This is a genomic window from Janthinobacterium sp. NKUCC06_STL, assembly GCF_019345455.1.
Classification (GTDB): Bacteria; Pseudomonadota; Gammaproteobacteria; order Burkholderiales; family Burkholderiaceae_D; genus Janthinobacterium; species Janthinobacterium rivuli.
On sequence record NZ_JAHKQY010000001.1, the window covers coordinates 226,828 to 249,041 of the forward strand.

19 protein-coding genes are annotated in these 22,214 nt (G+C 64.6%); 14 read left to right on the forward strand and 5 right to left on the reverse strand.

The genetic code is table 11. The annotated features are described in order from the left end of the window. Nucleotide 1: 1 nt before the first annotated feature. On the forward strand, nt 2-2,773 hold the full coding sequence (locus KO539_RS01050) for an Hsp70 family protein (RefSeq protein ID WP_219306958.1): 2,772 nt from the start codon (nt 2-4) through the stop codon (nt 2,771-2,773). 100 nt (nt 2,774-2,873) lie between these two features. Here KO539_RS01050 and KO539_RS01055 read toward each other — a convergent pair whose 3' ends face one another. From KO539_RS01055 to KO539_RS01065, 3 genes are all read right to left on the reverse strand, one after another. After that, on the reverse strand, nt 2,874-3,269 hold the full coding sequence (locus tag KO539_RS01055; RefSeq protein WP_257626074.1) for a GFA family protein: 396 nt from the start codon (nt 3,267-3,269) through the stop codon (nt 2,874-2,876). Between the two features lie 62 nt (nt 3,270-3,331). Beyond that, on the reverse strand, nt 3,332-4,909 hold the full coding sequence (locus tag KO539_RS01060) for a CHASE2 domain-containing protein (protein ID WP_219306959.1): 1,578 nt from the start codon (nt 4,907-4,909) through the stop codon (nt 3,332-3,334). Nucleotides 4,910-4,993: 84 nt separating this feature from the next. Beyond that, nucleotides 4,994-6,355 (reverse strand): serine hydrolase, encoded by a 1,362-nt coding sequence (locus KO539_RS01065; protein ID WP_219306960.1) that lies wholly within the window; start codon nt 6,353-6,355, stop codon nt 4,994-4,996. A 224-nt stretch (nt 6,356-6,579) separates the two neighbouring features. Between KO539_RS01065 and KO539_RS01070 the strand changes: the two genes are divergently transcribed. Both KO539_RS01070 and KO539_RS01075 read left to right on the forward strand, forming a co-directional pair. Next, the gene (locus KO539_RS01070; protein ID WP_219306961.1) at nt 6,580-7,722 is read left to right on the forward strand and encodes a sigma-54-dependent Fis family transcriptional regulator; all 1,143 of its coding nucleotides are present in this window, start codon (nt 6,580-6,582) and stop codon (nt 7,720-7,722) included. A gap of 143 nt (nt 7,723-7,865) precedes the next feature. Further along, complete coding sequence (locus tag KO539_RS01075; RefSeq protein ID WP_219306962.1) at nt 7,866-9,674, forward strand: NAD(P)/FAD-dependent oxidoreductase; 1,809 nt, start codon at nt 7,866-7,868, stop codon at nt 9,672-9,674. Between the two features lie 131 nt (nt 9,675-9,805). Here the strand turns inward: KO539_RS01075 and KO539_RS01080 are convergent, their stop codons facing one another. Next, on the reverse strand, nt 9,806-10,372 hold the full coding sequence (locus KO539_RS01080; protein ID WP_035820164.1) for a YceI family protein: 567 nt from the start codon (nt 10,370-10,372) through the stop codon (nt 9,806-9,808). A 334-nt stretch (nt 10,373-10,706) separates the two neighbouring features. Between KO539_RS01080 and KO539_RS01085 the strand changes: the two genes are divergently transcribed. From KO539_RS01085 to KO539_RS01120, 8 genes are all read left to right on the forward strand, one after another. Further along, nucleotides 10,707-11,222 (forward strand): sigma-70 family RNA polymerase sigma factor, encoded by a 516-nt coding sequence (locus tag KO539_RS01085; RefSeq protein WP_219306963.1) that lies wholly within the window; start codon nt 10,707-10,709, stop codon nt 11,220-11,222. Between the two features lie 8 nt (nt 11,223-11,230). Then, nucleotides 11,231-12,226: a FecR family protein gene (locus tag KO539_RS01090; protein ID WP_219306964.1), complete on the forward strand. Its 996-nt coding sequence runs from the start codon at nt 11,231-11,233 to the stop codon at nt 12,224-12,226. A 106-nt stretch (nt 12,227-12,332) separates the two neighbouring features. Next, nucleotides 12,333-15,260 carry a TonB-dependent receptor gene (locus KO539_RS01095; RefSeq protein WP_219306965.1) on the forward strand — a complete coding sequence of 976 codons (2,928 nt, stop codon included), beginning with the start codon at nt 12,333-12,335 and terminating at the stop codon, nt 15,258-15,260. Nucleotides 15,261-15,295: 35 nt separating this feature from the next. Continuing rightward, nucleotides 15,296-15,910 carry a biliverdin-producing heme oxygenase gene (locus KO539_RS01100; RefSeq protein ID WP_219306966.1) on the forward strand — a complete coding sequence of 205 codons (615 nt, stop codon included), beginning with the start codon at nt 15,296-15,298 and terminating at the stop codon, nt 15,908-15,910. After that, nucleotides 15,910-17,052 carry a TonB family protein gene (locus KO539_RS30555; protein WP_219306967.1) on the forward strand — a complete coding sequence of 381 codons (1,143 nt, stop codon included), beginning with the start codon at nt 15,910-15,912 and terminating at the stop codon, nt 17,050-17,052. The genes KO539_RS01100 and KO539_RS30555 overlap by 1 nt, the downstream gene beginning before the upstream one ends. Before the next feature lie 185 nt (nt 17,053-17,237). Further along, nucleotides 17,238-18,047: a methionine ABC transporter ATP-binding protein gene (locus tag KO539_RS01110; RefSeq protein ID WP_219306968.1), complete on the forward strand. Its 810-nt coding sequence runs from the start codon at nt 17,238-17,240 to the stop codon at nt 18,045-18,047. Next, nucleotides 18,040-18,714 carry a methionine ABC transporter permease gene (locus tag KO539_RS01115; protein ID WP_099380715.1) on the forward strand — a complete coding sequence of 225 codons (675 nt, stop codon included), beginning with the start codon at nt 18,040-18,042 and terminating at the stop codon, nt 18,712-18,714. Before KO539_RS01110 ends, KO539_RS01115 begins: the two co-directional genes overlap by 8 nt. Before the next feature lie 32 nt (nt 18,715-18,746). Next, nucleotides 18,747-19,574: a MetQ/NlpA family ABC transporter substrate-binding protein gene (locus KO539_RS01120; RefSeq protein ID WP_219306969.1), complete on the forward strand. Its 828-nt coding sequence runs from the start codon at nt 18,747-18,749 to the stop codon at nt 19,572-19,574. Nucleotides 19,575-19,663: 89 nt separating this feature from the next. Here the strand turns inward: KO539_RS01120 and KO539_RS01125 are convergent, their stop codons facing one another. After that, on the reverse strand, nt 19,664-20,281 hold the full coding sequence (locus KO539_RS01125; RefSeq protein WP_219306970.1) for an OmpW family protein: 618 nt from the start codon (nt 20,279-20,281) through the stop codon (nt 19,664-19,666). A 358-nt stretch (nt 20,282-20,639) separates the two neighbouring features. On the opposite strand from KO539_RS01125, the gene fur reads away from it, so the two are divergent. The 3 genes from fur (at nt 20,640) to KO539_RS01140 (ending at nt 22,170) form a co-directional block, all read left to right on the forward strand. Continuing rightward, nucleotides 20,640-21,080, forward strand: a complete 441-nt coding sequence (gene fur, locus KO539_RS01130; protein WP_035820181.1) for a ferric iron uptake transcriptional regulator — start codon at nt 20,640-20,642, stop codon at nt 21,078-21,080. A 74-nt stretch (nt 21,081-21,154) separates the two neighbouring features. Next, the gene (locus KO539_RS01135; RefSeq protein ID WP_219306971.1) at nt 21,155-21,520 is read left to right on the forward strand and encodes a MerR family transcriptional regulator; all 366 of its coding nucleotides are present in this window, start codon (nt 21,155-21,157) and stop codon (nt 21,518-21,520) included. A gap of 59 nt (nt 21,521-21,579) precedes the next feature. Next, nucleotides 21,580-22,170 (forward strand): NAD(P)H-dependent oxidoreductase, encoded by a 591-nt coding sequence (locus KO539_RS01140; protein WP_035820186.1) that lies wholly within the window; start codon nt 21,580-21,582, stop codon nt 22,168-22,170. Nucleotides 22,171-22,214: the final 44 nt, after the last annotated feature.

Sequence of the window (22,214 nt, forward strand, 5' to 3'; positions counted from 1 at the left end):
CATGCGCGGCGCGAAGGTGCAGCCGGCCTTCCTGGTCGGCATCGACCTGGGCACCACCAACACGGTGGTGGCGTATGCGGCGGCTGGCGATGCGCAGACTGAAATAAACCTGCTCCCCATCGAGCAGCTGGTCGCGCCAGGCGAAGTGGGCGCACGCCCCTTGCTGCCCTCCCTGCGCTACCACCCTGCCGCCGGCGAACTGGCGGCGGGCGACTTGCAGTTGCCTTGGCCGCAGCAAGACGTAGCGAGCGTCGACCATGCAGTACTGGGCGCCCTGGCGCGCCAGCTCGGTGCCCAGGTGCCGGGCCGGCTCGTTTCCAGCGCGAAGAGCTGGCTGTCGCACGCGAACGTGGACCGCCAGGCGCCGATTTTGCCGTGGGGCGCCGATGCCGACGTGGCCAAGGTGTCGCCCGTGGCGGCCAGCGCCAGCTACCTGGCCTACGTGCGCGCCGCGTGGCATCACCGCTTCCCGCATGCTCCGCTCGAAGAGCAGGAACTGGTGCTGACCATCCCCGCCTCGTTCGACGAGGGTGCGCGCGCACTTACTTTGGAAGCGGCGCGCATGGCGGGATTGCCCACGGTGCGGCTGGTGGAAGAACCGCAGGCGGCCTTCTACGATTTCCTGCAGCGCCGGCGCGCCACCCTGCGCGACGACCTGGCCGACACGCGCCGCATTTTAGTCTGCGACGTGGGCGGCGGCACCACCGATTTCAGCCTGATCGACGTGGCCTTCGATGACGACCGCGAACCGCAGCTCACGCGCAGCAGCGTGGGCAACCATTTGATACTGGGCGGCGACAATATGGACCTGGCGCTGGCCCACCTGGTGGAAACGCGCATGGCCGCTGGCAGCGAAGGCGGCATGAAGCTATCGGCCGCGCGCTTGTCGCAGCTGATGGAGCGCTGCCGCGCCGCCAAGGAATTGCTGCTCTCCAGCGACGCACCCGACAAGGCTGCCGTCACCCTGCTGGGTGCAGGCTCGCGCCTGATTGGCGCCAGCCGTTCCGCCGACGTCACGCGCGAGGAAGTGGCGGCCATGGTGGTCGACGGCTTCTTCCCGAAGGTGGAACTGAACGATGTAGCAAAAAAGGGGCGTGCCGGCATCGTCGAATTCGGCCTGCCGTATGCACAGGATGCGGCCATCACGCGCCACCTGGCCAGCTTTTTACAACAGCATCAAGGGGCACTGCCCGATACCCTGCTGCTGAACGGCGGCGTGTTCCGCGCCGACGCGCTGGCGCGCCGCCTGGCCGACACGCTCGCCCACTGGCGCGGCGCTCCACTCACCATTCTGCATAACGATAATCCCGACGTGGCCGTGGCGCGTGGCGCCGTTGCCTACGCGCTGGCCCGCCGCGGCCAGGCGCCGCGCATCGGCGGCGGCTCGCCGCGCAGCTATTTCCTCGTGCTGGGCGAAGCAGGCAAGGACAAGCGCGCCGTCTGCATCCTGCCCCGTGGCAACGCCAGCGGCGAAGAGATCCGCCTGACGGAGCGTCTGTTCGCGCTGCGCCTGGGCCGGCCAGTGCGCTTTCACTTGGCCACCTCCCTCGCGGAAGCGGGCACGCCGCCGCAGCTGGGCGAGATCGTCGACCTCGACGCCGGAGAATACCTGCGCCTGCCGCCGCTGGCCAGCGTGCTGCAAGCGGAAAACGGCGACAAGCGAGAGATCACCGTGCAGCTGGCAACCGTCATGACGGAAGTGGGCACCCTGGAAGTGCATTGCGTGGCTGAAGCCGATGCCAGTCAGCGCTGGCTGCTGGAATTCCAGCTGCGGGGCGAAGACGACACGCAGGCCGAAACGTCCAGCGTGTCGCCGCGCGTGAAAGAAGCCATCGAAAAGATCGAACGCATCTTCGGCGGCAAGGCGCAAAAGGTCGACACCAAGGAAGTACGCCAGTTGCGCCAGCACCTGGAACGGGGGCTGAGCGGACGCGAAAGCTGGGACACGCCGCTCTTGCGCCAGCTGTTCGACGCCCTGCTACAACGCGCACGTGGCCGGCGCCGCTCCGCCGAACATGAGCGGGTGTGGCTGAACCTGGCCGGCTACTGTTTGCGTCCCGGCTATGGCGATGCGCTCGATCCGTGGCGCATCGAGCAGCTATGGGCCATGTTCGACGCGGGCGTGCAGCATCACAAGGACAATCAGGTGTGCGCCGAATGGTGGACTTTGTGGCGCAGGGTGACGGGCGGCTTGAATTCGGAGCAGCAACTGCGCCTGCTCGACGACTTCGCCTTCAACCTGCAAGCCGACGCGGCCCAGCGCGGCAGCCGCCCCGTCACCATGGTGAACGGCAGCGACGACGACATGCTGCGCCTGGGCGCTTCGCTCGAGCGCATCCCCGGCGCCTACAAGGCCGAAGTGGGCGCGTGGCTGATCAAGCGTCTGCAGAAGGCTGATAAAAAAGGCGAAGCAGCGGACACGAACACATTGTGGGCGCTGGCCAGGGTCGGCGCACGCCAGCCCTTCCACGGCAGCGCGCATGAAGTGGTCGACAGCGCCACCGTGGCCGACTGGCTGCACGTGCTGCTGGCGCTGGACTGGAAAAAGACGGAACCAGCGGCGTTTGCCGCCACCCACCTGGCGCGCATGACGGGCGACCGCTCGCGCGACATCGCCGACGAACTGCGCGCCACCATCCTCGTCCGCCTGAAAGCCGTCGGCGCCCCGCCCCTGTGGCAGGCCATGGTCAGCGAAGTGACACAGCTGGACGAAGCTGTTACCCGCCGCATGCTGGGTGAGACGCTGCCGCCAGGGTTGAAGCTGATCGGCTGACATCATTGATCACGTAGGTCGGATTAGCCCGAAGGGCGTAATCCGACAACATCGTCGGCAGCACCTGTCGGATTACGCGGCGTGCCGCCGCTAATCCGACCTACTCGTTACGCGCCCCGCGATACCGCGGCAAACCATCTGCCAGTTTCACCCATTCCACTTGCGTGTCCGTATAGATATGGCTGTGCGGCGGCAGTTGTTTCGGGTCGTCCAGACTGCCGGTAGTCAGGCCAACCTCGTCCGGGTCGCGCTCGTCCTCGAACGTCAGCTGGGTGCCGCAGCGGGGGCAAAAACTGCGGGTGCAGTGTTCGCTGGAAGCATACGGCGTGGCCTGTCCCCGCAGCCAGCGAAAGTTCGCCCTCGGCACGCTGAACCAGGCGACAAACGGCGCGCCCGACGCGCGGCGGCACATCGAGCAATGGCAGGCCGTTTCATGGAAGGCGCCCGTGCCCGCTTCGTAGCGCACGTCGCCGCATAAACATCCTCCGCTCAGCATGGCATCCTCCTGCAAATGAAAAAGGCGCCCAGTTTAGCGCCGCTGCGACGCCACGGTTTGCGCTAGATCAGGGCGATGATCAACAGCAGCACCGCCAGCGGCGCCTGCACCAGCACGATGCCAGGATGCGTGCGGCGCAGCTGGGCCCACACGGACAGGCCAGGCACTTCCTCGTGCGGATGGTGGGCTTCGTCGCGCAGCGACATCGCGTGCAGGAACATGCCGGCGATCAGCGGGCCGGGATTGACCCACCAGCCCTGCTCGAGCAAGCCGCGCGACAGGTAGATGGCCAGCGCGCCGATGGCAAACGGCGAGGCCCACACCAGCACCAGTATCAAACGGATGCCATAGAATTCCGCCAGTGTCCCCATGCGGTGCAAACGGCTGACATCGTGGTCTTCCATGCGCTTGTCGATGGCCAGTTCGGCACGGCCGTACAGGGTCCACAGGCCGCCGAACAGGCAGCCCAGCAGCACGCCAATGACGATGTCGGCCACGAATACCGCATATTTGTTGACGTCGGCAGTGCCGATGCCCAGCGAGGTGTGGGCGGCCGCATGCAGGTGCAGGCCGGCCTGCTCGCCTTCGGCCGTCGTGTAGCGGTCGCGCACGTCATACGTGCTGCCGATATACACGACGTTCTTGCGCAGCGCCCCGGCATCCACGCCGGCCTGGCCGTCGCTCAGTTTGACGCGCGTGCGCGTGGGGTGCAGGAATTGCGGCGCCACGGCGGCCGGGTGAAACGGCGCAGTGACGGCGTTCTGTTCGGCCGCCGCCTTGGCGTCGCCGCGGATGACGGGTTCGAACGCCCAGCGCGCCAATTCCTTTTCGCTGCCCGTGCGCCGCGCCAGCTGGCACACGCGGCCGGCCAGCGCCACCACTTCCTTTTGCTCGGACAGGGCGGCCGGCATGGGCTGCTTCTGTTCCTGCTCGTCGGCGCCATGCGCCAGCTCGAAAGCCACGGCCGCCAGCACGGGGCTTTTCAGCTCGATGCGCGTGACGGCGCCCATGCGTTCGCGGATGCGCGGGCTGGCAAAGTGGATGCCGGCCGCGCAGCGCGCGCGTATCCACGGCAGGTTCGCGTTCTGGTCCGATTGCTCGGGCAAGATCAGCACCAGTTGCCGGCCATGCGCGGCCAGCCGGTCCAGCAGGCGGTCCAGCGGCCGCTCGCCCGCCTTGTGCTGTTCGTACACGGCCGGCGCCAGATCCAGGTCGATGGCCAGCACCTTGCTGCCGCGCGCGGCGGCGCTGGCGATCAATTGCTCCAGGCGAGAACGTTCCAGCGGTTCGCGCTCGTCGAAGACCTGTTCAAACGCGGGCTGGTCGATTTCGATGATGCCGGGCCGGTAGGCGGCGCCCGGGTCCTTGCCCCGGTCCAGCAGCTGCTCCTGCGCCGCGCTGGCGCGCAGCATGGCCGCATCGAGCCATTCGAGCACGTGCAACCCTTCCAGCGCCAGCATCAGCGCGGCGATCAGGCTGGCGCCGATCACGTGATGCAGCAGATGCGTGCCCGTCAGCTTGAAAGCCGAGCCAAGCTGCACGGCCGGCCACAGCAGGCGCCGCCAGAGTGGCGGGCGCGGTTGATCCGGCTGGCTGGTTTCCACGGTGCGTTCCCCTTGCGTGCGCTGCAGGAATATCATTCAAGCAACAAATAATGACGAAAGGATAGTGTATTGCAGTTGTGCCCGTTTCGCCGCACAACTGGCACGGGTCAACCCGGCAGCCTACTGCGGCTTGGCCAGCAGCAGCTCGCCCAGCGCTTCGAAGGCCGGCGTGGTGGTCGGATCGTTGGCCGCGTTGGCCGCCGTCGGCGTCGAGGCGAAACGCACGATCACCATTTCCGCTTTCGGATCGATGTAGATGCGCTGGCCGTACACGCCGCGCGCCATGTAGGCGCCATGGTCGTTGTGCGTGACCCACCACATGTCGCGGTAGCTCCAGCCCTTGAGCAAATCGTAGCCGCCCTTGGCGAACAGCTGCTTGTCGCCGCCACGGCGGATATCGTCGACGGCCGCCTTCGGAATGATTTGCTGGCCGTTGTAGCGGCCATCGTTGCGCAGCATCTCGCCGAAGCGGGCCAGGTCGCGCAAGCCCGCATTCAAGCCGCCGCCGGCAAACGGCGTGCCGGTCGAATCGACCGACATGTAGCCATCCTGCTCGGCGCCCAGCTTTTGCCAGACGTGCTCGGACAGATACGCGTTGACGCTCTGCCCCGTGACACGGGCGATGATCCAGCCCAGCACGTCGGAGTTGACCGTGCGGTAGCCGAAGCCCTCGCCATGTTTTCCCTCATGCTGCACCGTCTGCAGATACTCGAAATAGCTGCGCGGCCCCGTGTAATCGTTCGGCTTGGGCAGCGGGTTGCCGGCCGCCGCGTGCTGCCACACTTCCGCATTCGGGTCGGCGTAATCTTCGCTGAATTTCAGGCCCGTGGTCATGTCGAGCACCTGGCGCACGGTGGCGTCGCCAAACGCGGACTTGGCCAGTTCCGGCACATACTCGGCCACTTTCTTGCCCGGATCGAGCTTGCCTTCGGCCACCAGGGCCGCGCCGATGGTGCCCATCACGGACTTCGTCACCGACATGGCGCCATGCTGGCCGCCCTCCTTCAACACGCCGAAATAGCGTTCATACACGATGCGGCCCCGGTGCAGCACGACGATGCCGTCCGTGTAATTGGCGCCCAGCGACTGCTCCCACGTCATCGTCTCCTTCGCGCCCAGGGGTGTGAAGCGCAGGCTGTCGATATCGTTGCGCAGCGCGCGCGGCAAAGGCACGGGCGCGGTCAAACCGCGCGCCACGTCCACCGTCGGCATCAGCTGGCGGAAGTGCGACACGCTCCAGCGCAGCTGCGGAAAATTGAAATAGCTGCCATCGTCGAAGCGGATGATTTTATCGGCCGGCGGCGGCGCGCCCACCATCCATTGCAATGCAGCCGGATCGCTGGCGGCGGCCGACAGCGGTTTGGCAACCACCTTGCTTGTCTCTGCCGCATGGGCGCCGGCGGCCAGCGCCAGGCAGGCTGCGGCCAGCGCCAGGCAGGCTGCGGCCAGGGCCAGGCGGCGGATGGGTGGCAATGTCTTCATGCATATCTCCTGTCATGGCTGGCGCCGGCAACGGCGCTCGCTTCATGCGATGCATGCTAACAGAGAAACTTTTTATCTTGTCCTGCGGCATCCTATTGTGCGGGCCACGCGCTGAGACGAACGTCTCACGCGCGCGCCATGCTGCAGCGCAGGATGCGCGGCCCCGCGCTTCGTGCTAAAAACGGAGACACCATAAAAACAGACACGAGACACTGGAGAGCGCCATGCCCTACATCCGCCAGACCAGCCATATCGACCGCGTGCGCGACCTGATCGCCGGACGCATCGTCAACCCAGGCGCCGATACGGCCAGGCTGGCGTCGTCGTACCGGCGCTCGCTCGACGACTACCGGCTCGACCCCGCTTCCACCACGGGGCCGCGCATCCTGACGGGCGCCGAACTGCGCGCCATCCAGCAATCCGAGGAAGATTTTCTGCGCTCCACGGGCCAGTGTTTGCCGCGCCTGCACGCCATGGTGCGCGAAGCGGGTTACTGCGTCATCCTCGCCAATGCGCGCGGCGTGACGATCGACTACGTGGTCGACACGGACCAGCGCAAGGATTTCAAGAAGGCGGGCCTGTACCCCGGTTCGTGCTGGTCGGAAGAAGAGGAAGGCACGTGCGGCATCGCCTCCGTGCTGCTCGACCATGAAGCCATCACCGTGCACAAGACGGACCATTTTCGCGCCGCGTTCACGGGCCTGACCTGCAGCGCGGCGCCGATTTTTTCGCCGCACGGCGACTTGATCGGCGTGCTCGATGCATCGGCCTTGAACTCGCCCGACGCACGCGACAGCCAGCGCCTCGTCAAGCAGCTGGTGCGGCAAGGCGCGACCCTGATCGAGGACGGCTTTTTTCTCAAATCCTACAGCCATTGCTGCATCCTGCTGGCGCACCGCAACCGCCACTTCGTGGAAGTGCAGCCGGAGATGCTGCTCGCCATCGACGAACATGGCGACATCGTCGCCGCCAACCGCTGCGCGCGCGACGTCATCGGGGGCCTGGACGCCCTGCCGCGTCCCGTCACCGAAGTACTGGAAGTGCGCGCCGAACGGCTGTTCGATGCGCGCGCGGGACACAGTCTGCTGTCCTTGCGCCTGGCCGGCGGCAGCACCTGGCTGCACGCCCGCGTGCGCGCGCCGCTGCGCCAGGCCAAGGCGCGTGCGCGCGCCACCCGTGAGGCGACCGTCGTGCCAAATGTGCTGGAATACACGGCGCCGGAACTGGCCGAACGCACGCGCATCGTGCAGGCCATGAACACCGCCAAATGGCGCCCGCTGCAGGCGGCCGCCATGCTCGGCATCTCGCGTGCCACCCTGTACCGGCGCCTCAAGCAGCTGCACATCGTGGCGCCGCACCGGCAATGATGCGATAAACGCGCTGAGACTTCCGTCTCAATAGCCGTCATGCTGCGCTGCGCAATGCGGCGCCGGAACGCCAGTGTTACAACATCGTCAGCGGCAACACAGCCGCATCCCATCATAAAGTCAGCAGACTTGGAGGAGACACGATGCAAACCGATATCAACCCGCACGACCTGGCCGTGGCCGGCATCCTGGAGCAGCTCGAAGGCTTTCTTCGCGCCAGCGACGGCACGGGCGCCGCGCAACTGTTCGAACAGGATGGCTACTGGCGCGACCTGGTGCTGTTTACCTGGAACCTGAAAACCCTGGAAGGCCGCGAACAGATCGCCGCCATGCTGGCGGCCCAGCTGGGCGCCGTGCAGCCGCTCTCCATCCGCATCGCCGACGGCGAACATGCGGTGGAAGCCGGCGGCGTGCTGCAAAGCTGGATCACGGTGGAAACGAACGTGGCGCGCGGTGTGGGCTTCATCCGTATCCGCGACGGCAAGATCTGGACCCTGCTCACCACCATGAGCGAATTGAAGGGTTTTGAGGAAGCCAAGGGTGGCCGGCGGCCCATGGGTGCGGAACACGGCGCGCGCACGAATCGCAGCAGCTGGCTGGAACAGCGCGAGCAGGAAGCGACGGAACTGGGCTACGCGCGCCAGCCCTATTGCGTCATCATCGGCGGTGGCCAGGGCGGCATCGCGCTGGGCGCGCGGCTGCGCCAGCTGAACGTCCCCACCATCATCATCGAGAAAAACGCGCGACCTGGCGACAGCTGGCGCAAGCGCTACAAGTCCTTGTGCCTGCACGACCCCGTCTGGTACGACCACATGCCGTACATCCCCTTCCCCGACAACTGGCCCGTCTTCACGCCGAAGGACAAGGTCGGCGACTGGCTGGAGATGTACACCAAGGTGATGGAGCTCAATTACTGGGGCTCGACTTCCTGCGAATCGGCCAGCTTCGACGAAGCCACGGGCGAGTGGACGGTGCAAGTGCTGCGCGATGGCCAGGCCGTCACCCTCAAGCCGAAGCAACTGGTGCTGGCCACCGGCATGTCGGGCAAGGCGAACATGCCGAAGTTCAAGGGCATGGACGTGTTCCAGGGCGAGCAGCAGCACTCGTCGCAGCATCCGGGGCCGGACGCGTATGTGGGCAAGAAGGTGGTCGTCATCGGCGCGAACAATTCCGCGCACGATATCTGCGCCGCCCTGTGGGAAGCGGGCGTGGACGTGACCATGGTGCAGCGCTCGTCGACGCACATCGTCAAGTCCGATTCCCTGATGGACCTGGCCTTGGGCGACCTGTATTCGGAACGGGCGCTGGCGGCCGGCATGACGACCGCCAAGGCCGACCTGACGTTCGCCTCGATTCCGTACAAGATATTGGCCGACTTCCAGAAGCCCGTCTTCAAGGCCATCCGCGAACGCGACGCCGACTTTTACGCGCGCCTGGAAGAACGGGGCTTCATGCTGGACTTTGGCGACGACGATTCCGGCCTGTTCATGAAATACCTGCGCCGCGGCTCCGGCTACTACATCGACGTGGGCGCCTCCGAGCTGGTCGCCGACGGCAAGATCAAGCTGAAAAGCGGCGTCGGCGTGCAGGAACTGAAAAGCCATTCCATCGTGCTGTCCGACGGCACGGAACTGCCGGCCGACCTGGTGGTGTACGCCACTGGCTACGGCTCCATGAATGGCTGGGCGGCCGACCTGATCTCGCCGGAAGTGGCGAATAAAGTGGGCAAGGTGTGGGGATTGGGTTCGTCCACGACGAAAGACCCTGGCCCGTGGGAGGGCGAACAGCGCAATATGTGGAAGCCCACGCAGCAGCAGGCGCTGTGGTTCCACGGCGGTAACCTGCACCAGTCGCGCCACTATTCCCAGTACCTGTCGCTGCAGTTGAAGGCGCGCATGGAAGGGTTGAACACGCCCGTGTATGGGCAGCAGGAGGTGTATCACTTGTCGTGATGTCGACTACCTGGACGAAAAAAAACGGCGGGCTATTTGCCCGCCGTTTTTTTCAGCTTCAACCCAAGAGCAAAAACTGGGGTCGGACCCTCAGGGTCCGACCCCGGCAGTGCAGATGTCGGGTTTAAAAATTACTGCTTGATGGCTTCGATGGCGAACGTCAAAGTCACATCATCGCTGACCGCTGGCGCATATTTGCCGGCGTTGAATTCCGAGCGCTTGATCTTGGCCGTGGCGTTGGCGCCGCAAGCGTCTTTTTTCAGCATCGGGTGCGGTGCGCAGGTGAACGAGGTGACGGTCAGGGTAACTGGCTTGGTCACGCCTTTCAGGGTCAAATTGCCGTCGACGGAGGCCAGCTTGTCGCCATCGAAATTGAACTTGGTCGATTTGTAGGTGGCGACCGGATACTTGGCCGTGTCGAGGAAGTCTTCGCCCTGGATGTGCGAGTTGAACAGGGTCGAACCCGTGTCGACGGATTTGGTGTCGATCAGCACTTCGACGGCGCCCGTCTTGGCGGCGCGGTCCAGCGTGACCTTGCCGGTGGTGTTATTGAAACGGCTTTGCTGCGTCGAGAAGCCCATGTGGGTGTACTCGAAACGGGGGAAAGTGTGGCTGCCATCGATGACATAGACTTCAGGCGCGGCAACAGCGGACAGCGAGAAGCCGGCGGCGGCGATAAAAGCGAGCAGTTTTTTCATTGTAGGTTCCTGATAGAAAGTGGAGGATGTCAAAACCGCAAGCAGCTGCAGGCGGGGGGCGCATGCGGCTGATTGTCTGGCTTCAGTTGCAACAGATTATGCATGGCATGAAGATCGATGTAAAACGGAAAATATACCTAGTTAGCATCGATAAAATCGATAATAGTGGGCAATACGGTCCGCGACAGCGCCTTCTGCTGCCGATTATTGTCTGCATTGCCAAAAATATCCAGCGTTATCCAGCACCTCGAATATAGCATCAGATGAGAATGATTCTTGTTATTATTTGATGGGCTTGCTATTATTGCCGGCTTTGACAACGAGGAAACGCGCGGTGCTTGAACGCTATTACCAGGAATTGCTGCGCTTGATTTCGCGCTCCACCGGCTGCCGCGACAAGGCGCAGGACGTGGTGCAGGAAGCCTACGCCCGCATCCTGGCGCGCGAGCCGCTCGGCGGCGCACCTGCCCTGCACAGCGGCGCGGCGCCCGATAGCGGCCAGCGCGCGCTGCTGTACGTGACGGCAAAGAACATCGCCATCGACGAACAGCGCTTGCGCCAGCGGCGCCCCCACGACGACATCGACACGCCCCATTTCCAGCTGTGCGCGCCACGCGCCGACGAACCCGAACAACGGCTGCACGACCGGCAAACCATGGAGCGCCTGCTGGCCATCATCGACGCCTTGCCGCCGCGCTGCCGCCAGGCGTTCGCGCTGTACAAGTTCGATGGCCTGAGCCAGATCGAGATCGCCGCCCAGATGGACATCTCCGTCAACATGGTGGAAAAACACATCATCAACGGCATGCTCGCCTGTAAAAAAGGCATGCCCGAGCGGGATACGCTATGAAACAGCGCATGACATCACAAGACACGACGGCCGACGACATCGACTTCCTGGCGGCGCAATGGCTGCTGCGCCACGACGCGGGCCTGGCCGCGCACGAACTGGCGGCGCTGGATGCATGGCTGGCCGCCGACGCGCGCCACCAGCAAGCCTGGCAGGCGCTGGCCCGCACCGATGCGCTGCTGGCCAGCCTGCCGGCGCAGCGCGTGGCGGCCTTCAGCCAGCCTGCCCCGGCGGCGGGCGCGCCGTCATCGCTGCTGCGGCGGCTGCGCCAGGCAGCCTCCTTCCCGCCACGCGGCGCGCTGGCCGGCGGCTGTCTGCTGCTGTGCGGCCTGCTGGCCTGGCCGCTGGCCAGTCATTGGCAGCAACCGGGCTTCCAGCACGATTACAGCACGGCGCGCGGCCAGTTCGCCACGCAAGTCCTGCCCGACGGCAGCCGCATCGAACTCGATAGCGGCAGCGCCGTCGACGTGGCCCTGTACCGCGACCGGCGCAGCGTGCGCCTGCTGCGCGGCCAGGCCATGTTCCATGTCCACGCCGACCCTGCGCGTCCGTTCCAGGTCATCGCGGGAGCGGCCACGGCGACGGTGCTGGGCACGCATTTTTCAGTGCGCCACGTGGGCGCCACGACACAGGTGAGCGTGGCGCAAGGCACGGTGCGCGTGGAAAGCGAAGCCGGCGCGCATGCCGAAGTGCTGCAGGCGGGCGACACGGTCACCGTCACGCCCCATGGCGTGAAGGCGCTGGCCAGGGTCAACGCGCAAGCGGTGGGCAACTGGCGTGCGAGGCGCCTCGATTTCGAGGACGCCACCCTGGCCGAGGCGCTGGCCGAATTCGAGCGCTATGGCGATACGGGCCTCGTGCTCGGCGATCCCGCGCTGGCCGGGCTGCGCCTGAACGGCAGCTTCGACGCGAAACTGCCGGCGCAATTTGCCGCCGCCCTGCCGCTGGCCTTGCCCGTGCGCGTGGTGCGCCGGGACGGCAAGCTGCATATCGTCGCCCGCTGATTTGTCCCCATGACGCGAAATAAAATTCATCCGCACGTCAGGGTAAATGAGACTCATTCGTTTTAACTATGAAGGACCACCACATCACCATAGGAAAAACCTGCATATGACTCCACCGCGCCCTCCCCTGCACGCCCGCCTGTCTCCCCGCCTCTCTCCCCTCTTCCTGGCCATCGGCCTGGCCTTCGCCACGCCCGCCGTGCATGCCGCCGCCGCGCCGGTGGCGCAGGTGGAATGGCAGATTCCCGCGCAGCCGTTGAACCGCGCGCTGAACGAGCTGGCGCGCCAGGCCGGCATGGTGCTGCTGGCCGACGCGCGCCTGACGCAGGGACGCCACAGCGCGCCGCTGCAAGGCCGGCATTCGCTGCCCGAGGCGCTGCGCCAGCTGCTGGCCAGCAGCGGCCTGCAGGCGCAGCTGCAAGGCGGCACGACCATCATCATCAGCGCGCCCGCGCCTGTCTCTACCGGCGCCGTGCAGATCGGCACGCTGCGCGTGAATGGCCAGGGCGGCAGCGGCAGTTTCGAGGCGGACGACACGGATCCTGCCGACCTGCCCTTCCTCACGCCAGCCGCCTCCGTGTACATCGGGCGCGAGCAGATCGAACGCTTCCGCGGCACCTCGCCGGCCGACATCTTCAAGGGCGTGGCTGGCGTGCAGGTGGGCGACAGCCGCAACAGCGGCGCCGTCGACGTCAACGTGCGCGGCATGCAGGGCCAGGGCCGCGTGCCCGTGCTGATCGACGGCAGCCTGCAATCGTCGACCGTCTACCGCGGCTACGCGGGCATCGCCGACCGCAGCTACATCGACCCTGACCTGATCAGCGCCATCCGCATCGACAAGGGCCCGAACCTGTCGGCGCAAGGCGCGGGCGCCATCGGCGGCATGGTCAGCATGCAGACCCTGCGGCCGGAAGACATTTTGCGACCAGGCCAGCGCACGGGCGTGCGCCTGCGCGGCGGCATCCAGGACAACAGCGTCTCGGCGCCCGCCGATTTCGGCAGCACGCCGCGCACGCAGCGCAACAAGCTGGGCAACCCGCGCAGCGGTTTTGGCAGCATCGCCGTGGCCACGCGCCAGGATGACTACGACCTGGTGGCCGCCATCAGCCAGCGCAGCATCGGCAATTATTTTTCCGGCACACGGGGCTTCGAACGCTATCAGATGCTCAATGAATGGGGCGACGACAATGGCGTGACGCAGTTCTTCAAGAAGGGCGACGAAGTGCTCAACACGGCCAACCGCACCACCTCGGCCCTGCTGAAGGCCAACCTGCGCCTGCCGCACGAACAGAAGCTGGAGCTGGGCTACCGCTATTTCGACAGCAGCTATGGCGAAATCATGCCCTCGCAAATCTACCGCAACAGCACCGGCAGCATTCCCCAGTGGGACCCGAGCCAGGTGCGCACCAACGCGCTGACGGCGCGCTACGAGTGGAAACCGGAAGGCCAGCAGCTGATCGACCTGAAGGCCAACCTGTGGCTGACGGACATGCAGAGCAAGTCGCGCAACGGCGACATCTTCAGCAATCCGCTCGAAGGCAAGACCAATCCGGGCGACCATGAATGCAAGGAGTGCGTGGAAGTGCTGTACCTGGCGAAGAACCAGGCGCGCCGCGTTGGCGCCGACCTGACGAACACCTCGCGCTTCGCCACCGGCATGGGCGCGCTCAAGCTCGATTACGGCTTGTCGCTGCAGAACGAGGATATCGGCCCGGCCGACAGCGTGACCATCCTCGACGACGACCTGAATGCCAACCACACCCTGCGCAACGGCAAGCGCCACGAGCAAAGCGCGTTCGCCTCGCTGCAGTGGCAGGCGCGCGACTGGCTGAGCATCGAGGCGGGCGGACGCTTCCAGCGCTTCGACTCGCGCGACCGCAACCGCCGCGCGGAACAGCAATACCAGCCGCAGGGCTGGCAATGGGTCACCATGTGGGACAAGGACGGCGGCCAGCTCGGCGCGTCGAAGTGGTACCAGGATGCGCAGGGCCAGTTCACGGCCGCCACCAATCCCGCGCTGGTGGGCGGCATGGTGGAACGCTATGGCGAAGAACCTGCGCCGCTGGACGTCTCGCAGGTCGCCAACTGGAGCGGCAACGACTATGTCTTCCGCGACGCCATCCCCGGCCTGTTCACCTACAGCAAGCCGATCCGCCGCAAGGACCACGGTTTTGCGCCCACGTTTGCGCTGACGGCGCGCCTGTCCGACAGCGTCAGCGTGTTTTTGCGCGACGCGCGCGGCTTGCGCATGCCCAGCCTGTATGAATCGACGATGGGTTTCTCGGCCACCTATTCGTCACCTCTGAACGCGGAGCGCAGCCACAACCGCGAGATCGGCGTAAGCGTGATCAAGGATGGCGTATGGAGCGCCACCGACAAGCTGCGCCTGCGCGTTGCGTATTTCGACAACGTCGCGCACGGCTACATCACGCGCCGCCCGATTCCCGACTTGCCGGCCCACGCGCAGAATTTCTCGATGGCGAACACGGACAAATACAGCGTCTCGGGCGTCGAACTGCAATCGTCGTATGACCGGGGTAGCGTGTTTGCCGACTTTTCCGGTACCTGGAACCGCAAGACCCTGATCTGCGACGCGGCCACGGCGGCCTATTTGCGCAAGGCCAGCAAGTGGCAATCGGAGATCTGGAACACGCCAGACTGCTCGCCCATCGGCTTTAGCAGCTCCTACGTGAGCAACCATATCCAGCCCAAGCTGAGCGCCAACCTGACCCTGGGCACGCGCTGGCTGCAGGAAAAACTCACCGTCGGCACGCGCCTGACGCACGTCGGCCACCCGTTGGCGCGCCAGGACGACAAGGCCGTGTGGCAGTCGTGGACGGGCACCTCGCCGCAGGTGCTGACGCAGGCCTACACCCTGGCCGACCTGTTCGCCAGCTACAAGATCACGCCCAACGCCACCGTCGACGTGGCGGTGGACAACCTGACGGACCGCTACTACCTCGATCCGCTGACCCTGAGCCTGATGCCGGGACCGGGCCGCACGGCGCGCGTCACGCTTGGCCTTCGTTTCTGATTTGATTCATCCTTATAATAGAGAGCAGATATTCCATGCATGCAGCAAGCGACACCACTTTAAACGCCGTTCCGACCAATGCGGCCCCGACCCGCAGCCAGCGCCTGAAAGCCGACACCATGGCCACCCACGAATTGCTGGACCAGCGCATCATGGCCAGCGCGCCGTTTTCCAGCCGAGACAATTACGCACGCTTTTTGCAGGCGCAGTACGCGTTCCTGCGCGACGTCGACGCGCTGTACGACAACGCGCAGCTGGCCGCCCTGCTGCCGGACCTGGAGCAGCGCCGCCGCTACGACAGCATCGCGGCCGACCTGCGCGACCTCGAGACAGCATTGCCGGCCGATGCGGCCACGCCGCCGTTCGACGCGCAACTGGACCTGGCCACGGCGCTGGGCTGGCTGTACGTGAGCGAAGGCTCGAAGCTGGGCGCGGCCATCCTGTATAAACTGGCCGGCAAGATCGGCCTCGATGAACACCATGGCGCGCGCCACCTGGCCGGCCATCCGGACGGACGCGCGCGCCACTGGCGCGATTTCACGTCCGTGCTCGATACGGCCGTGCTTGACGATGCCGGTGAAGCGCGCGTGATCGATGGCGCGCGCGCCGCCTTCCTGCGCATGCATGGCCACGTGGAGGCGTGCGCCTGATGGAGGAGCCAGTCATCCAGGCAGTTGCGGAAGCGCATACGGCACGCCTGCGCCGCTGGGCGTGGACGGGCGCCGGCATGCTGATGGTGGCGCTGGGCGTGATCGGCGCCATGCTGCCCGTCATGCCAACGACGATCTTCCTGATCCTGGCGCTGGCCTGCTTCAGCCGAGCCTCGCCGCGCCTGGAGCACTGGCTGCTGCACCACCCGCGCTTCGGCGCGCCGCTGCGCCAATGGCGCGAACACCGCGCCGTGTCACGCCGCGGCAAGGTCCTCGCTTGCCTGGGCATGGCCATCGGCTTTGTCGCCATGTGCCTCGGCCATCCGCCCTGGTGGGTCATCGTCCTCGTGGCAACGATGGAAATCGCCGTCATCATCTACCTGCTGCGCCGCCCGGAAGGCCCGGCGCCTGCGCCAGAAAAGACGCCGCCGGCGGACTGGCACAAGCCGCTGACCATCGCCACCGTCTTCGCCATGCATGGCGCCCTGCTGGGATGGGCGCTATACCACCGCGCGCCAGCGGCGCCCCTGCTGGCCATCGCGCCCGACTCCGCGCAGCCGGCCATGCTGTACTTGCCGGCCGCTGCCCCGCCGCGACCTTTGGAGCAGAATCTTGCTGAACGGGTCAGCGCGGCCGCCGCACCATCGCGCAGCGTTGCCAAAAAGGCAGCGCCGGCAATCAGACAATTCGTGCTGCCGCAGCCCGATGCCGCGCCCATGGCGCCGCAAGCCGAGAGCATCGCGGCCGTTGCCGAGGTGCGCCATGCGCCCGTGATACCGGCACCGGCGGCGGCACCATCCATCGCGACGGCACCACCCTCGCCTGCGCTGCCGCCCGCGCCGCAGGAGCTGCGCAGCGGCGTATCTAGCTGGGAAGGCAAGGTTTTGGCGCGCATGGAGCGCTTCCGCCGCTATCCGACGGCGTCGCGCGCGAAGCAGGAACAGGGCGTGGTGTATCTGCGCTGCCGCATCGACCGCGATGGCCAGGTGCTGGCGGCCGCCATCGAGCGCAGTTCCGGTTCCGCAGCGCTGGATCAGGCCGCGCTCGACACTTTGCAACGGGCGGCGCCGCTGCCGCGCATTCCCAAGGAACGGCCGGACCCGCTGGAATTATCGATTCCCGTCGAATTTTCCATCGGCTGATCGCATAAAAACCGCGTTTACTCTCGCCAAACACCCATATAGACATTATTTGCATATTCAAAGCAAGATTCTGTCGTAGGAGTAATAACACGATCGGAGGTATACTACGCAACCGACGTAACAGGCCGGGCGATTTGGCCCCTGCAAGCGCGCCTGTCACGGTCCAATAAAAAAGGAAACACTGCATGACCACACCACACCGTACGCCGGTGATTCGCATCGATGGCGCAAACAAGACCTTCGCGCTGCCCAAAGGCGAACAATTCCACGCGGTCAAATCGGTCACGCTGGAAGTCTATCCCGGTGATATTTTCGGCCTGATCGGCAAGAGCGGCGCCGGCAAATCGACCTTGCTGCGCCTGATTAACCTGCTCGAGCGCCCTGACAGCGGCACCATTACCGTGGCCGGGCGCGAACTGACGCGCCTGGGCAAGAGCGAATTGCGCGACGCGCGCCAGAACATCGGCATGATTTTCCAGCAGTTCAATCTGCTGCAAAACGCCAGCGTCTTCGACAACGTCGCCTTCCCCCTGAAAATCCATGGCACCACCAAGGGCGAGGACATCGCCGCCAGGGTCGAGGAATGCCTGGCGCTGGTGGGCCTGTCCGACAAGCTGCACAGCTACCCGGCGCAATTGTCCGGCGGGCAGAAGCAGCGCGTGGCAATCGCCCGCGCCCTGGCCAGCCACCCCGACGTGCTGCTGTGCGACGAGCCGACGTCCGCGCTGGACGCGGAAACGACGCGCGCCCTGCTCGACACCCTGCGCGACATCAATGTGCGCCTGGGCGTGACCATCGTCATCGTCAGCCATGAACTGTCGGTGCTGGGCGCCATCTGCAACAGGGTCGCCGTCGTGGAAAACGGCGCCATCGCCGAACAATTCGAGTTGAGCGACACGGCCACCCCGCGCAAGACGGCGCTGGGACGCGAGCTGGCGTATTACGGCACCGAGGCGTTTGAAGCCACCGCATGGAAGGATGCAACACATGTTTGAAGAATCGATCAATAACGTCATCAAGCTGCTGCCGGAAATCTGGGTGGCGCTGGGCCAGACCATGACCATGCTGGGCATTGGTCTTACCGCCGCCATCCTGATCGGCGGCCCGCTGGGCATCCTGCTGTTCCTCGTCTCGGAAGGCCAGTCGCTGGAAAACCGCCCGCTGTCGACGATCCTCGGCTGGCTGGTGAATACCGTGCGCAGCTTCCCCTTCATCATCCTGCTGGTCGCCCTGACGCCGTTTACGCGCATCATCGCGGGCACCTCGATCGGTCCGCTGGCCGCCGCCGTGCCGCTGTCGTTCGCCGCCATTCCCTACCTGGCGCGCCTGGTGGAACAGAATCTGCGCGAAGTGCCGCGCGGCGTGATCGAGGCGGCGCACGCCATGGGCGCGTCCGAGATGCAAATCATCTTCCGCGTGCTGCTGGTGGAAGCGCGCTCCGGCCTCGTGCTGGCGCTGACCGTGCTGTCGATCAGCTTCCTGTCGTATTCGGCCGTGGCCGGCGTGGTGGGCGGCGGCGGCATCGGCGACCTGGCCATCCGCTACGGCTACTACCGCTTCGAGACGGACATCATGGTCGCCACCGTGGCCATCCTGATCGTGCTGGTGCAAACCATCCAGTTCGCCGGCACGCGCATCGCCAAGCGCCTCGACAAACGTTAATTCATCTTCAGTATTTCAGTACAAGGAAAAGCATGAACCATATTCGCCGCAACCTGCTCCTGGCCGCCGCCAGCCTGACCTTCGCCACCGCCGCCCACGCCAAGGACCCGAAAGAACTCGTCATCGGCACCAGCTCCGGCCCGTATTCGGACCAGCTGAAGCTGGGCATCAAGCCCATCCTGGAAAAACAGGGCTACAAGGTCAAGATCGTCGAATTCAACGACTACGTGCAGCCGAACTACGCGCTGGCCGAAGGTTCGCTGGACGCCAACGTGTTCCAGCACATCGTGTATCTGACCAAGTTCGCCACCGATAACAAGCTGCCACTGAGCTCCCTGATCACCGTGCCGACCATGCCGATCGGCCTGTACGGCGGCAAGCAGAAAACGCTGGCGGACGTCAAGAACGGCGCCACCATCACCATGCCGAACGATCCGACCAACCAGGCGCGCGCGCTGGTGATGCTGGCCAAGATGGGCTGGATCAAGCTGAAACCGAACGTCGACCCGCTGCGCGCGTCCGAACGCGACGTGCTGGAAAACCCGAAGAAGCTGAAACTGGTGCCGCTGGAAGCGGCGCAACTGCCACGTTCGCTGGCGGACGCCGACTACGCTTTCGTCAACGGTAACTTCGCCCTGGCCGCCGGCATGAAGCTGACGTCGGCCCTTAGCGTGGAAAAGATCTCGGACAGCTACATCAACCTGGTCGCCATCCGCACGGCCGACAAGGCCAAGCCATGGGTCAAGGACCTGGAAGCGGCCTACCGCTCGCGCGCCTTCCTCGACGCGACGAACAAGTATTTGGCCGGCTACGAAAAGACGGACTACCAGCTGGCGCTGGAAAAGACGCTGAAAAAATAAGACGGCGCATGGAATGCAAAAAGACGGCCAGGTTCACACCTGGCCGTCTTTTTTATTGTCCGCGCCGCGGGGGCGCAGTCGATCAATGCTTAGAAACGGTAGCCGACACCGACACCGATCAGGACAGGATCGATCTTGACTTCGCTGATCTTGGCGCCAGCAGCCAGTACGTCGCTGCGGATCTGCACTTTCTTGATGTCGAAGTTCAGCGACCAGTTTTTGTCCAGCTTGTAGTCGACGCCAGCTTGCAGCGACAAGCCCCAGCTGTCATGTTCCAGGCGGCCGGCGCCGTTCAGCAATTTCACGTCCGAGATATTCGTGTAGTTCACGCCGGCACCCACGTAAGGGCTGAACTGTTTTTCAGGCATGAAGTGGTATTGCAGCGACAGGGTCGGTGGCAAATGCTTGAAGCTGCCGATCTTCGTGCCAGACAGGGTGACGTCATGCTTTTGCGGATACGTCAGGATCAGCTCGGCAGCGATGTTCGGGGTGAAGAAATACGAAATATCAATTTCGGGAATCGTCTTGCTGCTGACATGTATCGTGTCCGATGCGCCAGCGCCAAAGACCGGCGTGGATTTGTTGGCCGGATCGATATGCACGGCGCGCGCACGGACCAGCCATGGGCTTTCCTGTGCCATTGCGTTGCCGGCGAATGCGCCGATGGCGGCCAGGACGATTGCTGCTGCAGTTGCGGACTTTTTCATTCTAGTTCCCTCTTTTTGTCGTTAAGTAACGCTGCGAAGTCTAAGAGTGCAGTGCAACAAAAACTTTGATCCACATCAAATAGTGCTAGATGGCATCATTAGAGGCATTTTTTCCTTTGCCCAGATCAAGAAAATGCGGCAATGCAGCGTGACCGCGTGCACGGCTCCCATGTCGGCACGCCATGCTGACGCAAGTTGCCCGCCACGCAATCGCCACTTGCGCCGATGTCACTGGATTGCCACCGCCCTGCGCAGCATAATATTTCCACTTCGCACGCTATAAATGAGAATAGTAATGATTATCATTTGCGATATAATGAATGACCTCGCTAGGCGACTATAAAAAGGAATGGGAGACATGGATATATTGAGGGAACTGCGTGAATCGGGCTTGAAAGTGACCATCCCCCGCTTGCGGATTCTGCAGCTGTTTCAAGAAGGCACGATCAAGCACCTGAGTGCGGACGATGTCTACAAACTCTTGCTGGCCGAAAAAATCGACGTGGGCCTGGCCACCATCTACCGCGTGCTGATGCAGTTTGCCGAAGCGGGCATTCTGTTTCGCCGCCACTTCGAATCGGGCCACGCCGTCTTCGAGCTGAACGAAGGCCAGCACCACGACCATCTGGTCTGCACGGGTTGCGGCAAGGTCGATGAATTCGTCGACGAAGGCATCGAACTGCGCCAGAACGAGATCGCCGCCGAGCGGGGCTTCGTGCTGCACGAGCACGCGCTGTCGCTGTACGGCACCTGCGCCGAGTGCACTGCCAAAAAAGTGCCGCCGCGCAAGCCCTCCTGAGGCAGCGCGCAAGGTAGCGCCTGGCAAGCCACCTGCGCTACACTGCGTGCGCCGCAGTTCAACAAGGAAGAAGCATGTACATCGGAGAAATCGCCCGCCTGGCGGGCACCTCGCCCAAGGCCTTGCGCCACTATGAAGCGCTGGGCTTGCTGGGGGACGTGCGCCGCTCGGGCGCCTATCGCGTCTACACGCAGCAAGACCTGGCGCAAGTCAAATTGATACGCCAGGCGCAGGCCCTGGGCTTCCGCCTGGCCGAACTGCTGCCCATCCTGGCCGGCGACGATACCGACTGGGCCGCCCTGTCGCAGCACATCGCTGACAAGCGCGCACAGATACAGCAGGAGTTCGCCCGCCTGCGCCAGCTCGACGCGCAGCTGGCCGACATCGACACGGAAATCCACGACTGCCTGGCGCAGCAGCGTCTGCAAAAGGCCGCTTGACTCTGTCACTAGGGGCAGGCTTTAGCATGCAAGCTCTTCTTTAACGGACAGCCTGCATCATGACCACGACGACACCCAAGCGCATTTTGATACTCCTCGGCCACCCGTCCAGCGACAGCTTTTGCGCCGCCCTGGCCGATGCCTACGCCGCCACGGCCCGTAGCGCAGGCCACACGGTGCGTGAGCTGCGCCTGGGCCAGCTGGACTTCGACCAGAACCTGCATGAAGGCTACCGCCAGGTGCAGCCGCTGGAAGCAGACTTGCTGGCCGCGCAGGAAGCCATCAGCTGGGCCGAACACCTGGTCTTCGCCTACCCGATCTGGTGGGGCGGCGCGCCGGCCCTGCTGAAAGGCTTCGTCGACCGCATCTTCCTGCCCGGCTTTGCCTTCAAGTATCGCCCCGGCAAGGCTTTCCCGGCGCAGCTGCTGAAAGGCCGCACGGCCCAGCTGCTGGTGGCGATGGATACGCCGCCCTGGTATTTCCGCTGGGTCTACCACATGCCCGGCATTCACCAGCTGCGCAAGACGACCCTGGAATTTTGCGGCGTCAAGCCCGTCAAGGTGGCCAGCTTTGGTCCCATGATCGATTCCACCGCAGCGCAGCGAGCGCGCTGGCTGGAACAGGCACAGGCGCTGGCCCGGCGCCTGTAAGTTGCTTGCCATGTAGCCATCATGCATACGGTTTTGACAAGCTG